Origin of the sequence: Micromonospora sp. CA-248212 (assembly GCF_050948405.1) — a bacterium.
Classification (GTDB): domain Bacteria; phylum Actinomycetota; class Actinomycetes; order Mycobacteriales; family Micromonosporaceae; genus Micromonospora.
In genome coordinates this window covers 2624855-2642638 of record NZ_CP192023.1, presented here as the reverse complement: position 1 = coordinate 2642638, position 17784 = coordinate 2624855, and the positions used below count along the sequence as shown (strand labels likewise).

Annotated in this window: 14 protein-coding genes; 4 read left to right on the top strand and 10 right to left on the bottom strand. The window is 72.2% G+C overall.

What is annotated here, in order from left to right:
- Positions 1 to 261 precede the first annotated feature (261 nt).
- Positions 262 to 1134: a peptidylprolyl isomerase gene (locus ACQP03_RS12760; protein ID WP_357133515.1), complete on the top strand. Its 873-nt coding sequence runs from the start codon at positions 262 to 264 to the stop codon at positions 1132 to 1134.
- Positions 1135 to 1193: 59 nt separating this feature from the next.
- The gene (locus ACQP03_RS12755; protein ID WP_355053634.1) at positions 1194 to 2033 is read left to right on the top strand and encodes a peptidylprolyl isomerase; all 840 of its coding nucleotides are present in this window, start codon (positions 1194 to 1196) and stop codon (positions 2031 to 2033) included.
- Between the two features lie 66 nt (positions 2034 to 2099).
- Here ACQP03_RS12755 and ACQP03_RS12750 read toward each other — a convergent pair whose 3' ends face one another.
- The 8 genes from ACQP03_RS12750 to ruvC all read right to left on the bottom strand — a co-directional run bounded on the left by ACQP03_RS12750 (position 2100) and on the right by ruvC (position 11658).
- Positions 2100 to 4619 carry a RelA/SpoT family protein gene (locus ACQP03_RS12750; RefSeq protein ID WP_355053635.1) on the bottom strand — a complete coding sequence of 840 codons (2520 nt, stop codon included), beginning with the start codon at positions 4617 to 4619 and terminating at the stop codon, positions 2100 to 2102.
- Positions 4620 to 4866: 247 nt separating this feature from the next.
- On the bottom strand, positions 4867 to 5433 hold the full coding sequence (locus tag ACQP03_RS12745) for an adenine phosphoribosyltransferase (RefSeq protein ID WP_357133529.1): 567 nt from the start codon (positions 5431 to 5433) through the stop codon (positions 4867 to 4869).
- Between the two features lie 201 nt (positions 5434 to 5634).
- Positions 5635 to 6825, bottom strand: coding sequence for a protein translocase subunit SecF (gene secF / locus ACQP03_RS12740; RefSeq protein WP_357399289.1), 1191 nt, complete (start codon positions 6823 to 6825; stop codon positions 5635 to 5637).
- A gap of 1 nt (position 6826) precedes the next feature.
- Positions 6827 to 8710 carry a protein translocase subunit SecD gene (gene secD, locus ACQP03_RS12735; RefSeq protein ID WP_357399286.1) on the bottom strand — a complete coding sequence of 628 codons (1884 nt, stop codon included), beginning with the start codon at positions 8708 to 8710 and terminating at the stop codon, positions 6827 to 6829.
- Between the two features lie 279 nt (positions 8711 to 8989).
- On the bottom strand, positions 8990 to 9277 hold the full coding sequence (gene yajC / locus ACQP03_RS12730; RefSeq protein WP_433461158.1) for a preprotein translocase subunit YajC: 288 nt from the start codon (positions 9275 to 9277) through the stop codon (positions 8990 to 8992).
- 190 nt (positions 9278 to 9467) lie between these two features.
- Complete coding sequence (ruvB, locus tag ACQP03_RS12725) at positions 9468 to 10535, bottom strand: Holliday junction branch migration DNA helicase RuvB (RefSeq protein ID WP_357134889.1); 1068 nt, start codon at positions 10533 to 10535, stop codon at positions 9468 to 9470.
- Complete coding sequence (gene ruvA, locus ACQP03_RS12720) at positions 10532 to 11134, bottom strand: Holliday junction branch migration protein RuvA (protein WP_357134891.1); 603 nt, start codon at positions 11132 to 11134, stop codon at positions 10532 to 10534. Before ruvA ends, ruvB begins: the two co-directional genes overlap by 4 nt.
- Positions 11131 to 11658 carry a crossover junction endodeoxyribonuclease RuvC gene (gene ruvC / locus ACQP03_RS12715; RefSeq protein WP_357134893.1) on the bottom strand — a complete coding sequence of 176 codons (528 nt, stop codon included), beginning with the start codon at positions 11656 to 11658 and terminating at the stop codon, positions 11131 to 11133. The genes ruvA and ruvC overlap by 4 nt, the downstream gene beginning before the upstream one ends.
- A gap of 1058 nt (positions 11659 to 12716) precedes the next feature.
- Between ruvC and ACQP03_RS12710 the strand changes: the two genes are divergently transcribed.
- Positions 12717 to 13499, top strand: a complete 783-nt coding sequence (locus tag ACQP03_RS12710) for a 3-hydroxybutyrate dehydrogenase (protein ID WP_357119513.1) — start codon at positions 12717 to 12719, stop codon at positions 13497 to 13499.
- Positions 13500 to 13513: 14 nt separating this feature from the next.
- Positions 13514 to 15433, top strand: coding sequence for a helix-turn-helix domain-containing protein (locus ACQP03_RS12705; protein ID WP_357119516.1), 1920 nt, complete (start codon positions 13514 to 13516; stop codon positions 15431 to 15433).
- 102 nt (positions 15434 to 15535) lie between these two features.
- Here the strand turns inward: ACQP03_RS12705 and ACQP03_RS12700 are convergent, their stop codons facing one another.
- The gene (locus ACQP03_RS12700) at positions 15536 to 16144 is read right to left on the bottom strand and encodes a TetR/AcrR family transcriptional regulator (protein ID WP_357119519.1); all 609 of its coding nucleotides are present in this window, start codon (positions 16142 to 16144) and stop codon (positions 15536 to 15538) included.
- Positions 16145 to 16155: 11 nt separating this feature from the next.
- Complete coding sequence (locus tag ACQP03_RS12695; RefSeq protein WP_357119522.1) at positions 16156 to 17724, bottom strand: MFS transporter; 1569 nt, start codon at positions 17722 to 17724, stop codon at positions 16156 to 16158.
- Between the last annotated feature and the right edge of the window lie 60 nt (positions 17725 to 17784).

Genomic DNA, 17784 nt, shown 5'->3' with positions numbered 1-17784 from the left:
CTGTCCTCTCCGTCGAGCTGTCGTCCTGCCCAGCAGCCTATCGGGCGGGCCGAGCGGGTTTGCCGCGTCCGTCCCGCGCGCCCCGACCGGCACAGTGACAACTTCCGATAAGCGCTGCTCGGGACGGGGTGGACCTCGTACACCACATTCCCAGTCACTAGCCGTACACTCTGGCGGGCGTGTGGCGCGGCACACGCGACGCCCGGACGGGCCGGGAGAGCCGGCCGCCGGTGACGATCAGGCGAAGAAAGGGGAGCACCTGTGGCTTCCAGCAGGGACCGGCAGCGCAAACTGGCGCGGGCCAAGCTCGACCGGCAGATGGCACGCCGGGCGGCCGCCACGCGGCGGCGTCGGCAGATCCAGGCCGGCGTGGGCGCCTTCCTGGTCCTCGCGGTGATCGTGGCCGGCTCGGCCTGGGCGCTCGGGGCGTTCGACTCCGACCCGAAGCAGAACGCGGCCGCGGAGGACACCTGCCTCTGGACGCCGCAGGACGCGACGGCGAACACCAACCTCAAGGACGTCGGCACGCCGGAGACCAAGGGTCTGCCGACCGACGGCACCCGGGCGATGACCGTCACCACCAACCAGGGCGCGCCGATCACCGCCGAGCTGAACCTGACCAGCTCGCCGTGCGCCGCCGCGAGCATCGCCCACCTGGCGAGCCGGTCGTTCTACGACAACACCAAGTGCCACGAGATCACCACCGACGGCGCGCTACGCTGCGGTGACCCCAGCGGCACCGGCCTCGGTGGGCCCACCTACTCGTTCTACGACGAGGACGTGCCGACCGCGCCGTCGCCCTCGGCCAGCCCCGCGCCCGGACAGCCGCCGACGTACCCCAAGGGCACCGTGGCGATGATCTCCAACCCGCCGGGCGCCAACGGCAGCCAGTTCCTGATCTTCTTCAAGGACTTCACCACGGCGGACCCGAAGTACCCGGTGATCGGCAAGGTCACCGGCGGGCTGGACGTGGTGGAGAAGATCGGCGCCCAGCCGACCGTGGACAATGGGACCGGGGCGAAGGTGAAGCCCAAGACCGACGTGGTGATCCAGAGCCTCACGGTCGGCGAGCCGGTCACCGGCGCGGCACCGCCGCCCTCCGGCGCCCCGGCCAGCAGCCCGAGCGCCGGCTGACCGGTCGCCCCCACCCACCCGAGCGGCACCCCGCAGCAAACAGCCAGGAGGATCCAGGCGTGACGTCCACCAGAGAGCGGCAGCGCGCGGCGGCACGCGCCCGACTCGAGAAGGAGATGGCCGAGCGCTCGGCCAAGGCCCGCAAGCGCCGCCAGACGCAGGCGATCGTCGGCGCCGCCGCCGTGCTGGTCCTCGTGGTCGCCGGCACCGTCTGGCTGGCCACGACCCTCGGCGGCGACGACGACAAGGACAAGAACGCCGCGTCGGCGCCCGGGGCGTCCGAGTGCGTCTACAACGCGATGCCGGCCGACCAGCGGTCCCCGCAGATCAAGGACGTCGGGGTACCGAGCAACCAGCAGTCCGCCAGCGGTGTGCAGACCATGACGATCGACACCAACCTGGGCCCGATCACGGCCAAGGTCGACCGGTCGCAGGTGCCCTGCACGGCGGGGGCGTTCAGCCTCCTCGCCGAGAAGAAGTTCTTCGACAACACCAAGTGCCACCGCCTGGTGACCGAGGGCATCAAGGTGCTGCAGTGCGGTGACCCGAGCGCCACCGGCAAGGGTTGGCGGGACACCGACGGCACGGGTGGCCCGAGCTTCCGGCTGCCCGAGGAGAACCTGCCCACCGACAAGCGCCCGCCGTACCCGGAGGGTGTCATCGCGATGGCCAACTCCGGTCAGCCGGGCAGCACCGGTAGCCAGTTCTTCATCGTGTACGGAGACTCGCCGCTCGACCCGGCGTACACCGTGCTGGGCACCGTCACCGGTGGCATGGACATCGTCAAGGACGTGGCCAAGGCCGGCGACGACGGGGCGTTCGCCCAGCAGGCCGGTGGCGGCCACCCGAAGAAGGAGGTCGTCATCAAGACCCTCACGATGAGCGCGCCGCAGGGCTGACGCCCACCAGGATGACGAAGCGCCCGCCGGCTGAGCCGGCGGGCGCTCTCGTGTGTGGGGTACGCGTCAGGCGCCGGAGGTGACCCGGTACGCGTCGAACACACCGTCGACCTTGCGAACGGTGGCCAGCAGGTGGCCCAGGTGCTTCGGGTCGGCCATCTCGAAGCTGAACCGGCTCACCGCGACCCGGTCACGGGTGGTGGTGACGGTCGCGGACAGGATGTTCACCCGCTCGTCGGAGAGCACCCGGGTGACGTCGGCGAGCAGCTTGTGCCGGTCCAGAGCCTCGACCTGGATCGCCACCAGGAACGTGGAGGCGGACGTGAGCTTCCAGCTCACCTCGACCACCCGTTCGGCCTGCGCCCGCAGGTCCTCGGCATTGGCGCAGTCGTCACGGTGCACGCTCACCCCACCGGAGCGGGTGACGAACCCGAACACCGAGTCGGGCGGAACCGGGGTGCAGCACCGCGCCAGCTTGATCCAGACGTCGCTGACGCCCCGGACCACCACGCCCGGGTCGCTGCTGCTCTGCCGGCTGCGCGGCGGCCGGGTGGCGACGGCGGTCTCGGCGATGTCCTCCGCCGCGCCCTCCTCGCCGCCGTACGCGGCCATCAGCTTCTGCACCACCGACTGCGCGGAGACCTGGCTGTCGCCGACGGCCGCGTAGAGCGAGGCCACGTCGGCGAGGTGCAGGTCCCGTGCGATCGACATCAGCGCGTCGGAGGTGAGCATCCGCTGCAGCGGCATGCCCTGCTTGCGCATCGCCTTGACGATCGCGTCCTTGCCGGCCTCGATCGCCTCCTCTCGCCGCTCCTTGTTGAAGTACTGGCGGATCTTGGTGCGGGCGCGCGGGCTCTTGACGAATCCCAGCCAGTCCTGCGTGGGGCCGGCCGTCTCGGACTTCGACGTGAAGATCTCGATCACGTCGCCGTTGGACAGCGTCGACTCCAGCGGCACGAGCTTGCCGTTGACCCGCGCGCCGATGCACTTGTGCCCGACCTCGGTGTGCACCGCGTACGCGAAGTCGACAGGCGTCGACCCGGTCGGCAGCGGAATGACGTCACCCTTGGGGGTGAAGACGTACACCTCCTGGCTGGACAGGTCGAAGCGCAGCGCGTCCAGGAACTCGCTCGGGTCGGCGGCCTCGCGCTGCCAGTCCAGCAGCTGCCGCAGCCAGGTCATCTCGTCGATGTGCGCCGGCGGACCGACCACCGGGGTGCCCTTGTGCTCCTTGTACTTCCAGTGCGCGGCGATGCCGAACTCGGCGGTGCGGTGCATCGCGTACGTGCGGATCTGCATCTCCACCGGCTTGCCGGTGGGCCCGATGACCGTCGTGTGCAACGACTGGTACATGTTGAACTTGGGCATGGCGATGTAGTCCTTGAACCGGCCCGGCACCGGCTGCCAGTTGGCGTGGATGACCCCGAGCGCCGCGTAGCAGTCCCGCACCGTGTCGACCAGGATCCGCACACCCACCAGGTCGTAGATGTCGTTGAAGTCGCGACCCCGCACGATCATCTTCTGGTAGATCGAGTAGAGGTGCTTCGGTCGGCCGGTCGTCTCCGCCTTGATCTTGGCGGCCTTCAGGTCGGTGCCGACCTTCTGGGTGACCTGCCGCAGCAGCGACTCGCGCTGCGGCTGGTGCTCACCGATCAGCCGGTTGATCTCCTCGAACCGCTTCGGGAAGAGCGTGCCGAAGGCCAGATCCTCCAGCTCCCACTTGATCGTGTTCATACCGAGGCGGTGGGCCAGCGGCGCGAGGATCTCCAGGGTCTCCTTGGCCTTCTGCTCGCGCTTGGGCGCCGGCAGGAAGGACAGGGTGCGCATGTTGTGCAGCCGGTCGGCCAGCTTGATCACGAGCACCCGCGGGTCCTTGGCCATCGCCACGACCATCTTGCGGATCGTCTCGGCCTTGGCCGCGTCGCCCAGCTTGACCTTGTCCAGCTTGGTGACGCCGTCGACCAGCAGGGCGACCTCGCCGCCGAAGTCGGCGCGCATCGCGTCGAGGGTGTACTCGGTGTCCTCGATCGTGTCGTGCAGCAGCGCGGCGACCAGCGTGGTCGTGTCCATCCCCAGGTTGCCCAGGATCGTCGCCACGGCGAGGGGATGCGTGATGTACGGGTCGCCGGACTTGCGGTACTGGCCGGAGTGCCACCGCGCGGCCGTGTCGAAGGCACGCTGGAGCAACCGTGCGTCGGCCTTCGGGTGGTTCTCCCGGTGGCTGGCGATGAGCGGCTCCAGCACCTCGCTGACCTGCGAGGTCTGCCAGGGCGCGTTGAACCGGGCCAGGCGGGCGCGCACCCGTCGGCCGGTGGGCGCGTTGGAGAACCCGAAGCCGCCGCTCGGCGACGGGTCGACATCGGTCGGGAACGGAACCACGACCCCGTCCGCGCCGGGCGACGCCTCGACGGCGCTCGCCGTGACCTCGGTAGGAGCCGTCACGCTGTCGGCAGGAGCCCTGCCGGAGCCGTTGTCGGTGCCCGTCACCCGGGCCGGCGCGTCGCCGTTCCGGTCGGTCACCGAGCCGTCAGCGTCGCCTGTGGGGTGCACCGTGCCCTCCGCCGGAGGGACGACATCGTGGGACACCGGCCTCCTCACCGCTCGCCGGAAACACGCCGGCCGTGTGTCGGCCGGCCTGGTCTCGCGTCGCCGGACGGTGTACCGCCGGCGTCAGCAATGGGCAATGCTACCCGCACGGACGGTCCCCTGCCGCTCCGCCGGACGGTCGACGCCCCGGGCGGCCGGCCTGACCGGGCCCCGGCTCCGCCGGTCGGCACGGCCGTTCGATCCGCGACGTGGGCGCACCCCCGTCCCAGCGCCAGCGCGACAGGGATCAAACGGTCAAAAGGGCATGGACCGGACGCGGCGTCAGTCGCTCCCGGGCGCCCAGGAAGGCAAGCTCCAACAGTACGGTGAAGCCCGTCACCGTACCGCCCGCACGCTCGACCAGGTCCAGCGTCGCCTCGGCGGTGCCCCCGGTGGCCAGCACGTCGTCGACGACGAGCACCCGGTGGCCGGCGGTGAAGGCGTCCTCGTGCACCTCGAGCGTGGCCTCGCCGTACTCCAGCGCGTACGAGACCGAGTGCGCCGGACGGGGCAACTTGCCGGCCTTACGCACCGGTACGACACCCACCCCGGCCGCGTACGCGACGGCCGCCGCGACGACGAACCCCCGCGCCTCGATGCCGACCACCACGTCGAACGCGTCCCGCCCGTGGTACGCGACGATCCCGTCGACAACCTCGCGGAACGCCTTTCCGTCGGCGAACAGCGGCATCAGGTCCTTGAACAGGACACCGGGCTTGGGGAAGTCCGGCACGTCCAGCACCCGGCTGGCCACCAGTCGGGCGGCCTCCGGGCCGCTGTCCCCCCGCGGGGCGCTGCTGTGGGTCTCCGTCACGGCTGTTGCGTTCCCTTCCAACGACGACGGCGTCCGGCATGCTGCTCGCACAGCATGCCGGACGCCGTTCGGGCGTTTCCTCCCGGGTCAGCCCCGGACCGATCAGGTGCTGCGAAAGGAAGGGCCCCTTGTTAACGCCTGGTGCATAACAAGGGGCCCTTCCTTTCGCCCTCGCCTCGCGCCGGTGAGCGCGCCGGCCGGTCAGCGACGCTTCGCGCCACCGGGCCGGTTACCGCCGCCGCCGGGGCGGCCGCCCCGCGCGCCGGTCGGCCGCTTGCCCGCCGGCCGCGAACCCACCTTGGGGGCCGCGCCGGCCAGCGCCGCCGAGTCCGGGTCGATCACGTCGGCCGCGTCGCCGTCGACCGGCGTCGGCGTAACCTTGCCGGTGGCCTCACCACGGCCCAACGCACCCCGGCGGGTCTGCACCCGCTTGTTGTGCGCCTGGATACGCGGGTCGTAGTTCTTCAGCAGCGCCAGCAGCGGCGTCGCCACCAGGATGGAGGTCAGGAACGCCACCGCCATACCGACGAACAGCACCAGGCCGAGGTCCTTCAGGGTGCCCGCGCCGAGCAGGCCGGCACCGATGAAGAGCAGACCGCCGACCGGCAGGAGCGCCACCACGGAGGTGTTGAGCGACCGCATGAGGCTCTGGTTGACGGCCAGGTTGGCCGCCTCGCTGTACGTCATGTTGTTGTTGGCGGTGATGCCCCGCGTGTTCTCCTGCACCTTGTCGAAGACCACCACCACGTCGTAGAGCGCGAAGCCCAGGATCGTGAGGAAGCCGATGATCGTCGACGGGGTGACCTCGAAGCCGACCAGCGAATAGATGCCGGCGGTCAGGATCAGGTTCATGAACAGCGACGAGACCGCCGCGACGGCCATCCGCCACTCGAAGCGCAGGATCAGGTAGACCATCACCAGCGCGATGAAGATGACCAGGCCGAGCACCGCCCGCTCGGTCACCTGGCTGCCCCACGCCTCGCTGACCTGGTTGCTGCTGATCTCGTTGGCGTTGATGTCGAGGTCTTCGGCGATCTGGGCCTTGACCGCGTTGGCCTGCTCGACGGTGAGCTGCGGCGTCCGCAGCTCGTACGAGTCGCCACCCGGGCCGCCGACCTTCTGCGTGGTGGCGACCTTGACGCCGGTGTTCTCGGTCGCGAGGGCCGAGTTGACCTCGCGCTCGGCGTCGTCCAGGGTGCCGACGCTGGCCGGCACCTGGAACGAGTTACCGCCGGCGAACTCGATGCCGAGGCTGAAACCGCGGAGCGCGAAGCTGAGGATCGCGACCAGGATCAGGACACCGGCGACACCGAACCACAGCTTGCGGCGGCCGACGATGTTGAGACCGGCCTCGCCGTTGTAGAGGCGGCTCGCCAAACCGTTTTGAGCCATCTCAGGCCTCCTTGGCGCGCGGGTTGCGGGGCTGAGTCTGCTGGCTGCGGGCCGGAAGAGCCCGGCCCAGGCCGCTGACCCGCGGGGACAGGAACGCCCGGGTCCGGGCGAACATCGTCATGATCGGGTGCCGGAAGAGGAAGACCACGACCAGGTCCAGCACCGTGGCCAGGCCGAGCGCGAACGCGAAGCCCTTGACCGTGCCGACCGAGACCACGTAGAGCACCACCGCGGAGAGCAACGTGATCGCGTTGGCCGAGATGATCGTCCGGCGGGCCCGGATCCAGGCGCGGGGCACCGCGCTGCGTGGGCTGCGACCCTCTCTGATCTCGTCCTTGAGTCGTTCGAAGTAGATGACGAACGAGTCCGCCGCCACACCGAGCGAGACGATCATGCCGGCGATGCCGGCGAGGGTGAGCGTGAAGCCGATCTGCCGGCCGAGCACCACCAGCGCGCCGAAGACCAGCAGCGCGGAGAGGATGAGGCTCAGGAAGATGACCGAGCCGAGCAGCCGGTAGTAGAAGAACGCGTAGATGATGACCAGCAGCATGCCGATGCCGGCCGCGAGCAGACCGGCCCGCAGGTGGCTGGCGCCCAGGGTCGCCGTGACGTTCTGCGCCTCCTGCTGCTCGAACGTCACCGGCAGCGCGCCGTAGCGGAGCTGACCGGCGAGGGTGCTGGCGTCCTTCTGGGTGAACTGGCCGGTGATCTGCGAGTTGCCGGTCAGCACACCCTGGATCTCCGGCGAGGAGACGATCTCGTTGTCCAGCACCACGGCCACCCGGCACTTGCCGTCCTGGCCGAGGGCGGTGGCGTCACAGGCCTGGCCCTCGTTGCCGAACGCCTCGCGGGTCAGCGCCGTCCACTTGCCCTGGCCGTCGCCCGTGAAGTCGAGGCTGACCACCCAGGAGTTGGCCTGGTCGAGCACCGCGTCGGCGTCGTCCACGTCGGTACCCAGCACCTTGGCCTGGTCGAGCAGGTACTTCGACGCGCCGTCCTCGCAGGACACGACCTGCTGCTTCGGGTCGGAGATCGACGCCGGCGGGCGCTTGTCGAGCTGCGCGCAACCGATCGTCGGCACGTTGAACTGCATCTGCGCCGGCAGGACGGCGACCTCTTGCGGGGTCAGCGTGCTGAACGGCTTGAGCTTGTCGCCCAGCGACGGGTCGGCGCTCAGGTCGGCGGGGGCCTGCAGGCCACTCGCGGCCTGCCAGGCGGCGGCTCCGACCTTCTGCTCGACTGCCTTGCGCTGCTCCTCGATGCTCGCCGGCACCGGCTCGGCGCTGGCGCTCGCCGAGGGCGCGGCACTCGCGGAGGCCGACGGGGTCGGCGTGGCGCTGGCGGACGGCGCGGGCGCCATCCCGCCCTGTCCACCGCTGGCCGACGGGGTCACCTTCGGCGCGGCGCTGGCCGACGGGGCGCCGGACGGCGGCGCGGCGCTCGGGGTCGGCGCAGCGGCCGGCGGCGCGACGGCCGTCCCGCTGCCGTCGGCGGCCTTGAGCACCTTGCGGAAGCGCAGCTCGGCGGCGCTGCCCACGTCGGTGAGGTCCCGGTTCTCACCGGGCAGGGAGATGACGATGTTCCGGTTGCCCTCGGTGACCACCTCGGCCTCGGCCACGCCGAACGCGTTGACCCGGCTCTCGATGATCTGGCGGGCCTCCTCGAGGTTCTCCGCCGTCGGGGGCTTACCGTCGACGGAGTTGGTCGCCTCCAGCGTGACCCGGGTGCCGCCGATCAGGTCCAGGCCGAGCCGTGGCTCCAGCCGGTCCTTGAAGCTGCCGCTGGCACCGCCCGCGAAGAACACCAGAAGGTAGAGGACGACGAAGATGAGCCCGAGCACGGCGAGTTGCCGGCCGGGGCGCATCTGTCCCTGAGGTGGTGCCACGGTTGTCCTGTCTCCCTGTACGGTCGCGCCGCTGCGCGCGGCGGCGGCGAGTGTCGAGCCGGGGGTTCCGGCCAACGATCTGACCTGGGTCGGCGGGGTGCCGACACAGTGACCGGACACGCCGGCACGGGGACGCCGACGGCCACGGGAACGTGCCGACGCCCGGCGTCGACCCAACTATCCAGTTTTCACGTCACGTCCGCTGCCCCGTCGGGCGCGGTGCCCCGGGGAGTCGGTCGGCCGGCCTTGCCGCCGGAACCGTCGACCCCTCGCGGGAGGTCACTCCTTGACGGTGTCCGCGTCCTCGGTGACCGGCTCGCTCGGCAGCTCCGCGCGGGTGACCACCCGGGCGATGGCCGGGCGGGCGTAGCGGGTCTGGACGCCCGGAGCGATCTCGAGCAGGACGGCGTCGTCCTCGACGCCGGTGACCGTGCCGTAGAGCCCGCCGATGGTGACGACCTCGTCGCCCGGGCCGAGCCCGGACTGCATGGCCTCGGCGTCGCGACGACGCTTCTGCTGGGGACGGATCATCATGAAGTACATGACGCCGCCGAGCAGGACGACCATCAGGACCGGCGTGAAGCCGCCGGCTCCACCACCCGCTGCAAGGTATTGCACGGTTACTGCCTTCCCATTGGCCTCCACGCCGGCACGGGGGGTGCCGGAGCGGAGGCGGATTCTCACAACCTGTACAGACCGCGGCGAAGTCTAATCCCTGCACCTGAGAACACCGAATGCGGCACAGATCACGTTCACATTACGGCTGATCGGTATCTACGGAGAACAGATCGGGTGTCGGCGGGATATCCGCCCCAAATGTACCATTCGGTGGCGTACGCCCCAGATGCAGCCAGGCGGCCTCCGTCGCCACCCGCCCCCGGGGCGTGCGCGCCAACAGGCCGGCACGCACCAGGAACGGCTCGCAGACCTCCTCGACCGTGTCCGGCTGCTCCCCCACCGCCACGGCGAGGGTGGACAGCCCGACCGGGCCACCCCGGAACGAGTCCACCAGGGCGGTCAGCACCGCCCGGTCCAACCGGTCCAGGCCCAGCGCGTCGACGTCGTACACCGTCAGCGCCTTGCGGGCCGTGCCGAGGGTGACCACACCGTCGGCGCGGACCTCCGCGTAGTCACGGACCCGGCGCAACAACCGGTTGGCGATCCGGGGCGTGCCCCGGGAGCGGCCCGCGATCTCGGCCGCGCCGTCCGGGGTGATCGGCACCCCGAGGATGCGCGCCGAACGGTGCAGCAGCGTCTCCAGATCCGCCGGGGCGTAGAAGTCGAGGTGCGCGACGAAACCGAACCGGTCCCGCATGGGTCCGGTCAGCAGACCCGAGCGGGTGGTCGCGCCGACCAGGGTGAACGGCTCGACGTCCAGCGGGATCGCGGTCGCGCCCGGCCCCTTGCCGACCACCACGTCGACCCGGAAGTCCTCCATCGCGCTGTAGAGCAGCTCCTCCGCCGGTCGGGCGATCCGGTGGATCTCGTCGATGAAGAGCACGTCGCCCTCGGCGAGGCTGGTCAGGATCGCCGCCAGGTCACCCGACCGTTCGATCGCCGGACCGCTGGTCACTCGGATGCCCGCGCCCAGCTCGGCGGCGACGATGTTGGCGAGGCTCGTCTTGCCCAGCCCGGGTGGCCCGGAGAGCAGGATGTGGTCCGGGGGCGACCCCCGCCGCATGGCGCCCTGCAACAGCAGGTCGAGCTGGTCACGCACCCGGTCCTGGGCGATGAACTCCGCCAGCCGCCGAGGCCGTACGGTCGCCTCCGCGTCGCGCTCGGCATCGCTGACGTACGCCGAGACGAGCCCGTCGGTCTCGCTCATCGGGTCCGGCCCAGCAGCCGGATGGCCTGCTTGAGCAGGACCGGCACGGGCGGGGTGGGCCCGTCGATCGTCTCCGCCACGGCGGCCACCGCCTGGTCCGCCTGCCCGGCCGTCCAGCCCAGCCCGACAAGCGCCTGCCGGACCTGGTCGGGCCACGCGCCACCGGTCACGCCACCGGCCCCGTCGGCGCCGATCGAGACCGGGCCGATGCGGTCACGCAACTCCAGCACCAGCCGCTCGGCGCCCTTCTTGCCGATCCCGGGCACCCGGGTCAGCGCGGCGGTGTCGGCGTTGGCGATGGCCTTGCGCACCGCGTCCGGCGTGTGCACCGCCAGCACGGCCTGGGCCAGCCGCGGGCCGACCCCGCTGGCGGTCTGCAACAGCTCGAACAGCGCCCTGGCGTCGTCGTCGGCGAACCCGTACAGGGTCAGCGAATCCTCCCGGACCACCAGGCTGGTCGCCAGCCGCGCCGACTGTCCCACCCGCAGCTCGGCGAGCGTCCCGGGAGCGCAGTGCACGGCCAGGCCGACCCCGCCGACCTCGATCACGGCCAGATCCGGACCCGTCGCGGTCACCGTGCCGCGCACGCTGGCGATCATCGTGCTCCTCCTCGTCGTGCCCGGTCGGCCGCCGCGGCCAGCTTGGACCGGGTGCCGCCGCGCCACACGTGACAGATGGCCAGGGCGAGCGCGTCGGCGGCGTCCGCCGGTTTCGGCGGCTCGGCCAACCGCAGCAGCCGGGTCACCATCGCGGTCATCTGCGCCTTGTCGGCCTGACCGGAACCGGTCACCGCCGCCTTCACCTCGCTCGGGGTGTACGTCTGCACCGGCAACCCGGCCCGCGCCCCGGCCAGCACCGCGATGCCGCTGGCCTGGGCGGTGCCCATCACCGTACGGACGTTGTGCTGACTGAACACCCGCTCGACGGCGACACTCTCCGGTTCGTGCTTGGTCACCAACTCGGTCAGCGACCGGTCCAGGTGCAGCAGCCGCAACGCCAGGTCGTCGGCCGGATCGGTGTAGACCACGTAGTAGGCGACCAGCGTGCAGGGCCGGCCGGGCACGCCCTCGACGACGCCCACCCCACAGCGCGTCAACCCCGGATCGACCCCCAGCACCCGCACGCCGCCCCCTCCCCCAGTACGTGTGTTCGACACCCTAACCCCCACCCTCCCCACCGCCCCCACGGGACACGCCCCGCGCCCCGCGCCCCGCGCCCCGCGCCCCGCGCCCCGCGCCCCGCGCCCCGCGCCCCGCGCCCCGCGCCCCGCGCCCCGCGCCCCGCGCCCCGCGCCCCGCGCCCAAGATCCTCACAAGATCGGGGATGTTGCTGCCTCAGCCGCGCCGGAGACAGCAACATCCCCGAAGTCGCGCGGATCTTGACGGCGCGCCAGCCACGACCACCGACCGGCACGGGTCTGCGGGCCGACGGGCAGCGGCACGGGCGGGCCGGGCCGGCACGGCTCAAGGTCACGCTCGATCCTGGATGTAGTGGCCTCTCGCACCGCCGACACCACTACATCCTGGATGCAGCGCGATCTTGCGGGCGGCCCAGCGGGCAGCGCGGCGGCCGGACGGGCAGCGCGGCGACCCGGCGGGCAGCGCGACGGCCCAGCGGGGGCGCGGCGACCCGGCGGGCAGCGCGACGGCCCAGCGGGGGCGCGACGACCCAGCGAGGGCGCGACGACCCAGCGAGGGCGCGACGACCCAGCGAGGGCGCGACGACCCAGCGAGGGCGCGACGACCCAGCGAGGGCGCGACGACCCAGCGAGGGCGCGACGACCCAGCGAGGGCGCGACGACCCAGCGAGGGCGCGACGACCCAGCGAGGGCGCGACGACCCAGCGAGGGCGCGACGACCCAGCGAGGGCGCGACGACCCAGCGAGGGCGCGACGACCCAGCGAGGGCGCGACGACCCAGCGAGGGCGCGACGACCCAGCGAGGGCGCGACGACCCAGCGAGGGCGCGACGACCCAGCGAGGGCGCGACGACCCAGCGGGCAGCGCGACGACCCAGCGGGCAGCGCGACGACCCAGCGGGGGCGCGGCGACCCGGCGGAGCGGCAACCCACCAGGCCTACGACCCAACGGAGCGGCGACCCAGCGGGGCACACAGCTTTGCCCGGGAGTATGTGGCTCCGGCCCATGTGCCGACGGACACACAGCTCGTAACTTCTTGCGCCATGACGGCAGAACCCGTGGCGGTCCCCCACGTCGTACAGGTCGACCTCGCCGGTCGGACCGCCCTGGTCACCGGCGGCGGCAGCGGCATCGGGCGGGCGTGCGCCCTGCGTCTCGGCGCGGCCGGCGCGAAGGTGCTCGTAGTGGACCGCAACCTGGAGGCGGCCAAGGCCGTGGCCGCCCAGGCCGGCGGACGCGCCGAGGGCGTGGACCTGGCCGACCCGGCTGCCGTGGACGCGCTCGACGTGGACGTCGACATCGTGGTGAACAACGCGGGGCTCCAGCACGTGGCGCCGGTGCAGGATTTTCCCGTCGAGCGTTTCGAGTACATCCAGCGGGTGATGGTCGAGGCGCCGTTCCTGCTGATCCGCCGGGCGCTGCCGCACATGTACGCCCGGGGCTGGGGTCGGATCGTCAACATCTCGTCGGTGCACGGTCTGCGGGCCTCGCCGTACAAGGCGGCGTACGTCTCGGCGAAGCACGCCCTCGAAGGGCTCTCGAAGGTGGTGGCGCTGGAGGGCGCCGCGCACGGGGTGACCGCCAACTGCATCAACCCCGCGTACGTGCGGACCGCCCTGGTGGAGAGCCAGATCGCCGACCAGGCGGCCAGCCACGGTATCGAGGAGGCCGAGGTCGTCGAGAAGATCATGCTGGCCCGGGCGGCCGTCAAACGGCTGATCGAACCGGAGGAGGTGGCCGAGTTGCTGGCGTACCTCTGCTCCCCGCCGGCGGCCTTCATCACCGGCGCGTCGATCGCGCTCGACGGGGGCTGGACGGCCAACTAGTGGGTCCGCGCACAATGTCGACCATGTCGTCGCCGGTGGAGTTCCTGGAACTGCTCGCCCGCGAGGCCGCCGCGGTGGAGTTCGAGGGCCCGCTGGTGGCCGCGCGGGCCGCGGGTGTGCCGCCGGCCCGGCTGGCCGAGTTGGAGCAGGCCAAGACGGTGGCGTTGCGGGTCCGTGCGCTGCTGGAGCGCCGTCGTCGCCGGGAGACCGAGCTGTCCGGCCTGTACGACACGGTCAGTGACCTGGCCGGGCTGCGCGACCTGGACGACGTGCTGCGGGCGATCGTGCACCGGGCGCGCAACCTGCTCGGCGCCGACGTGGCGTACATGACGCTGAACGACGACGAGCGCGGCGACACGTACATGCGGGTGACCGACGGGTCAGTGTCGGCCCGCTTCCAGCGGTTGCGGCTGCCGATGGGCGCCGGCCTCGGTGGTCTGGTGGCCCAGTCCGGCGCACCGTACGTCACCGCCAACTACGGCGAGGACGCGCGCTTTCACCACACCGGTGAGATCGACGCCGGAGTGGGCGAGGAGGGCCTGGTGGCGATCCTCGGGGTGCCGCTGCGGCTCGGGTCCACCTCGATCGGGGTGCTCTACTCGGCCAACCGCTCGGCCCGGCCGTTCGCCCGGGAGGAGGTGGCGTTGCTGGTCTCCCTGGCCGCGCACGCCGCGGTGGCGATCGACACGGCCCGGCTGCTGGCCGAGACCCGTTCGGCGCTGGCCGAGTTGTCGGCGGCGAACACCACCATCCGGGCGCACAGCAGTTCGGTGGAGCGGGCGGCGGCGGCGCACGACCGGATGACGGCGCTGGTGCTGCGCGGCGGCGGCGTGGAGGACGTGGCGGCGGCGGTGACCGACGTGCTGGGCGGGGCGCTGCTGGCGTTGGACGCCGAAGGCCGCCTGCTGGCCCGGGTCGGCGAGATCGACGAGCCGGAGCGGGCGGACATCGTCGAGGCGGTGGCCGCTTCCCGGACCGAGGGGCGCAGCGTCCGCCGTGGTCCACTGTGGTACGCGGCGGTGGTGGCGGGCGCCGAGAACCTGGGCGCGCTGGTGTTGCGTCCCAACGACGAGTTGGTCGACGCGGACCAGCGCATCCTGGAGCGGGCCGCGCTGGTGACCGCGCTGCTGCTGCTGTTCCGCCGGACGGTCGCCGAGGCGGAGGGGCGGGTCCGTGGCGAGTTGCTGGACGACCTGATCGCCCGGCCGCTGCGCGACACCGACGCGCTGCGCAGCCGGGCCCGTCGGCTCGGCGTGGACCTGGACGCGCCGCACGTGCTGGTGACGGTGGGCGACGACGCGATCGCGGCGACCGGCTCGGCGCGGCAGCGGGTGCTCTCCTGGGCCACCACGTACGCCTCGACGCGGGGTGGCCTGGCGGCGGCGCGCGACGGTCGGGTGGTCCTGATGCTGCCGGGCCAGGATGCCGGCGGCAGCGCCCGCGCGGTGGCGCGGGACCTGTCGCGGGTGACGGGCCGGCCGGTGACCGCCGGGGCGAGCGGCCCGGCGACGGGGCCGGGGGCGCTGGCGGGGACGTTCCACGAGGCGGACCGGTGCCTCACCGCCCTCGGCGCGCTGGGCCGCGCCGGTCAGGGGGCGAGCACCGCCGAGTTGGGCTTCGTCGGGCTGCTGCTGGGCACGGTGGGTGACCGGGGCGACAGGGACGTGGCGCGGTTCCTCACCACCACGGTCGGACCGGTGGTCGACTACGACGCCCGGCGCGGGACGGCGCTGGTGAAGACGCTGGAGGCGTACTTCGGGGTGGGTGGCAGCCTGGCCCGGGCCGCCGAGCAACTGCACGTGCACGTCAACACGGTGACGCAGCGGCTGGAGCGGGTCGGGCAGCTGCTCGGCGCGGACTGGCAGCGCCCCGAGCGGGCGTTGGAGGTGCAGTTGGCGCTGCGCCTGCACCGGCTGCGCGCCCCGGCGGGCTGACCCGACGCGCGGTCGAGAAGGCCCCGGCCAGGGCGCGCGGTCGGTGCAGGCCCCGGCCAGGGCGCGCGGTCGGGAAGGCCCCGGCCAGGGCGCGCGGTCGGCTCAGCGGGCGCGGATGCCCTCGAGAACAGCGTCCACGACCTGCGCGGGCAGCTTGCGGTTGTCCAGCTCCGGGTTCCACTGGAGTACGCGTTGGATCAGCATCGGCCCGGTGAGCAGCGCCATGGTGACCTCGATGTCGATGTCGGGCCGGAGCAGTCCCTCGTCGATGCCGCGCCGCAGCACCTCGCGCATGAGCTGCCGCCGGGGCTCGATGATGTTCTGGTAGAGCTGGAACTGGTCCGGGCTGCGGTTCACCGCCGGCACCAGGCACGGCATGATCTTCGTCGCGCGGGGGTCGACGTTCTGCCCGACCGCGCCGACCAGCAGCAGCAGGTCGTCGCGGACGGAGTGGCCGGCCGGCTGCGGCATGATGCCCTTGAGTCGGCGCAGCGCGTCCAGCAGCAACGCGTCCTTGCCGGCCCAGCGGCGGTAGATGGTGGCCTTGCCGACGCCGGCGCGGGTGGCGATCGCCTCGATCGAGAGCGCCTCGATGGTGCTGCCCTCGGCGAGCAGGTCGAGGGTCGCCTCGATGATCGCCTCGTCGGCGCGGATGCTCCGCGGTCGCCCGGGCGACCGCGGAGCATCTGCGGTGGAGGTCATGTCGGACATCGTCCCCGAACCTAGGCCGTCCCGGCCAACTCGGGCTCGGCGGCGGGGGCCGCCGACGCCGGAGCCAGCGCGTCGCGGCCCGGCATCCACCGCAGCACCACCAGCATGCCGAGAGCCGCGACGATCGCGGACAGCGCCGCCGCCCAGTGCATGGCGGTGACGAAGGCATCGTTGGCCGCCGAGATCAGCGTGGGCGCTGCCGGGCCGAGCTGTCCGGCGGCTGCGTACGCCCCGGAGATCGACTCGTTGGCTGCGTCCTGCGCCTGGGCGGGCAGGCCGGTCAGCGCGTCGCCCACGTCGCTGCGGTAGACCGCGCTGAGCACCGAGCCGAGGACCGCCACGCCGAGCGCGCCGGCCACCTGGCGGACGGTGTTGCTCACCGCGGAGCCGACGCCGGCCTTCTCGCGCGGCAGCGCCGACATGATGGACTCGGTGGCCGGCGGCATGATGTTGGCCATTCCGACGCCCTGGAGGAAGAAGACGACCAGCACCATCCAGATCGGGGTGGAGGCGTCGATGAAGGCGAACGCGGCCAGCGCCACCACGGTCAGCCCCAGCCCGACGGCGGCGACCGCCCGGCCGCCGTAGCGGCGGACCATCGCGGCGCTGCGCGGCGCGAAGATCAGCTGGGCCCCGGCGAAGGGCAGGAAGAGCAGACCGGTCTGCAGCGGGCTGTAGTCGCGAACCAGCTGCAGGTAGAAGGAGCTGAAGAACATCACGCCCATCGCGGCGAAGAACACCAGGCCGACGATGGCCACCGGCGCGGCGAAACGGGGCACCTTGAACAGGCGGACGTCCAGTGACGGGTGGTCGGAGCGGAGCTCGTGCCGCACGAACCAGGCCAGCACGGCGATGCCCACCAGAATCGAACCCCAGGCCACCGGACGGTCGAAGCCGTGCTCGCCACCGTCGATGATGCCGTAGGAGAGGGCCACCAGGCCGACCACGGAGAGCAGGACGCCGAGCAGGTCGACGCGGCCGGGGCGCGGGTCACGCGACTCGGGGACGAGCAGCGCCACCAGGATCACGCCGGCGACGACCACCGGGACGTTGATCAGGAAGACCGAGCCCCACCAGAAGTGCTCCAGCAGCGTGCCGCCGAGGATCGGGCCGATCGCCACGGCCAGGCCGACCGCGCCGGCCCAGACGCCGATGGCCCGGCCGCGCTCGCGGGGGTCGAAGACGTTGGAGATGATCGAGAGCGTCACCGGCATGATGGCCGCGCCGCCGACCCCCATCAGGGCGCGGGCGCCGATGAGCTGCGCGGGGCTGTCGGCGTACGCCGAGAGCAGCGACGCCAGGCCGAACAGTGCCAGCCCGATCATCAGGAAGCGCTTGCGGCCGGCGCGGTCGCCGAGCACGCCGAAGGTGAACAGCAGGCCGGCGAAGACCAGCGTGTAGGAGTTGATCGCCCACTCCAGCTCGCCCTGGCTGGCGCCGAGACCGTGTACCGGGTCGGCCAGGGTGCGGAGGGCGACGTTGAGGATCGTGTTGTCGAGGACGACGACGAGGAGGCTGATCACCAGCACCCCCAGGATCGCCCACCTCCTCGGGTGTCCTGTGTTCTCGTGCAGCTCCATGCCCGGTTCTCCCCCCGGTTGCACCCGTTCCGCAATACGATACGGGCCAGACTCGTAACG

Bases quoted from the DNA above. Each gene is read 5' to 3' on its own strand.
- ACQP03_RS12695 (WP_357119522.1), bottom strand. From the start codon at position 17,724: ATGGAGCTGCACGAGAACACAGGACACCCGAGGAGGTGGGCGATCCTG.
- ruvA (WP_357134891.1), bottom strand. From the start codon at position 11,134: ATGATCGCCAGCGTGCGCGGCACGGTGACCGCGACGGGTCCGGATCTG.
- ACQP03_RS12700 (WP_357119519.1), bottom strand. From the start codon at position 16,144: ATGTCCGACATGACCTCCACCGCAGATGCTCCGCGGTCGCCCGGGCGA.
- yajC (WP_433461158.1), bottom strand. From the start codon at position 9,277: ATGGTCGTCCTGCTCGGCGGCGTCATGTACTTCATGATGATCCGTCCC.
- ACQP03_RS12705 (WP_357119516.1), top strand. From the start codon at position 13,514: ATGTCGACCATGTCGTCGCCGGTGGAGTTCCTGGAACTGCTCGCCCGC.
- secF (WP_357399289.1), bottom strand. From the start codon at position 6,825: ATGGCTCAAAACGGTTTGGCGAGCCGCCTCTACAACGGCGAGGCCGGT.
- ACQP03_RS12710 (WP_357119513.1), top strand. From the start codon at position 12,717: ATGACGGCAGAACCCGTGGCGGTCCCCCACGTCGTACAGGTCGACCTC.
- ruvB (WP_357134889.1), bottom strand. From the start codon at position 10,535: ATGAGCGAGACCGACGGGCTCGTCTCGGCGTACGTCAGCGATGCCGAG.